The sequence below is a fragment of the Streptomyces sp. NPDC002403 genome (genome assembly GCF_053593015.1).
In genome coordinates this window covers 1-1967 of the sequence record NZ_JBSFBQ010000147.1, presented here as the reverse complement: position 1 = coordinate 1967, position 1967 = coordinate 1, and the positions used below count along the sequence as shown (strand labels likewise).

The 1967-nt window shown below is 68.8% G+C and carries 1 pseudogene; it reads right to left on the bottom strand.

Annotated elements, in window-relative coordinates:
* Positions 1-282: 282 nt before the first annotated feature.
* Positions 283-1967, bottom strand: a pseudogene (locus ACWCPY_RS43210) (hypothetical protein); the annotation flags it as partial.

Sequence of the window (1967 nt, the reverse complement as noted above, 5' to 3'; positions counted from 1 at the left end):
CCATGGCCCAGCAAACGGGCCTCGGTTGCCATCAGCAGACGCCGCTGCCGCTCGTCGAGGTGCGGGAACAACACTGCAAACTTCAGGGCGAGTTGATCACGGATCGACTCGGAAATGCGCATACCACATCAACGAGCCGCAGAGCGGGAAGCAACACGTTGATTCTCTGCACGCCCTAAGTTACCGGCACTGAGATTAGTGGTGGGTGGCGGCGGTCGGGTCCGTCATTTCTTCCGGCTGTTCCTCGCTGGGCTCGTCGGAGGTATCTCGGGGCGGTGTGTCCTACCCGGCACCTTCCCCTTCGCGGCCGTGCCGGCCCAGGTCGTCCACCCGCACCCCCAGCCAATTGCGTTTCTTGCCGCCGAATTGCAGGTTGAGTTTCTTGACGGTGATGCCGTTGGCCGCAAGGACGTTCCTGATGTCGAATTCCTGCAGGCCGAGGTGCTCGAGTTCCGGCAAGCCGCGGAGGTGGGTGGTCAGGTCGGCGAGGTGCACACCGGCCCGTTCCCCGGCCAGTTGGCGGATGGTGCGGGCGATGTTCTCGATGGTCGGGAGGTGGGCGAGGCCATGCCCGCCCAGAGCATCCACCCGCACCCCCAACCGTTGGCTCGGCCTGCCGTCGACCTGCAGCTCGAGTATCTGGATGATGGTGCCGTTGGCCTCAAGGATGAGCCTGATCCTGTCCTTCATCTGGGGGAGGTGGACGGCCGATTTGTCCTGCTGGCTGAGGTGGGTGGCCAGGTCAGTGAGGTGCACACCGGCCCGTTTCCCGGCCAGCTGGCGGATAGTACGGGCTATGTCCTCGATGGTCAGTGAGGGGGAGGCGGGGTAGCGAGTCTGGTCGTCCCCTGCCGGGGCCGGGGCCGGGGCCCGGGAGGTGGCGGGTAGATCCGTGCTGCTGTCCCGGGCTGCTGCCGGCCTTGTAGGGTTCAGTGCGGCGAAGACCTGCTCGCTGGTCGTGCCGGCGGCGGTGGCCCCGGGGGCGGGGAGAGGTGCGGAGGGTGTCGGGGCGGTGGTCCCGGGGGTGGTTTCTGCGGGGTTGTCCTGGTGTGGAGTGTGGTTGGTGGGGTGCACACCGTCTTGGTGGTTCGCTGCTGCCCGGTCGCGGGGAGTGCGGGCGAGGTCCCCGGCGGCCGGCGGAAGAGAGGCGCGGTGGTGGGTCCGGTTGGGGCTGTCCGGGTCCGTGGTCTCCTGCGGTGCTGTCCTGCCCGGCTCGGCGGAGGCGTCCGGGGGCAGTTCCTGGGCCCCGTCTCCGGCAAGGCCGTGCTGGCCCAGGGCATCCACCCGCACCCCCAGCCGTTCGCGCCGCTTGCCATCGAACCGCAGGCCGAGTTTCTTGACGCTGATGCCGTTGGCCGCAAGGACGCCCCTGATCACGCCTTCCTCCAGGCCGAGGCGGGCGGCCAGGGTGTCGAGGTGCGCACCGACCTGTTTCTGCTGCGCGGCCAGCTGGCGGATGGTGCGGGCGAGGTCCTCGATGGCCGGGAGGTGGGTGATGCCGTGCCGGCCCAGGGCATCCACCCGCACCCCCAGCCGTTCGCGCCGCTCATCGCCGAACAACAGTTTGAGTGGCTTGACGCTGATGCCGTTGGCCTCGAGGACGCCCCTGATCTCATCTTGTGTCCGGCTGAGGTGAGTGGTCAGGGCGTCGAGGTGCACACCGACCCGTTTCTGCTGCCCGGCCAGTTGGCGGATGGTGCGGGCGAGGTCTTCGATGGGCGGGAGGTGGGTGGTGCTGTGCCGGCCCAGGTCCTCCTCCCGCATCGCGGGCAGGTCCGGCGCTGCCGGGGGCTTTGCTCCTTGCGCCGGGGCGGGTGGGCCGGTCGGGGCGGGTGGGCCGGTCGGGGTGGGGGGGTTCTGGGTTGGGGTGGTGGGGTTCTGGGTTGGGGTGTGGCTGCCGTTGTAGTGGTCGCCTGTGTAGTTGTGGAAGAGGGTGAGGGATTCCTGTGCGTCGTGGGGTCCCCAGG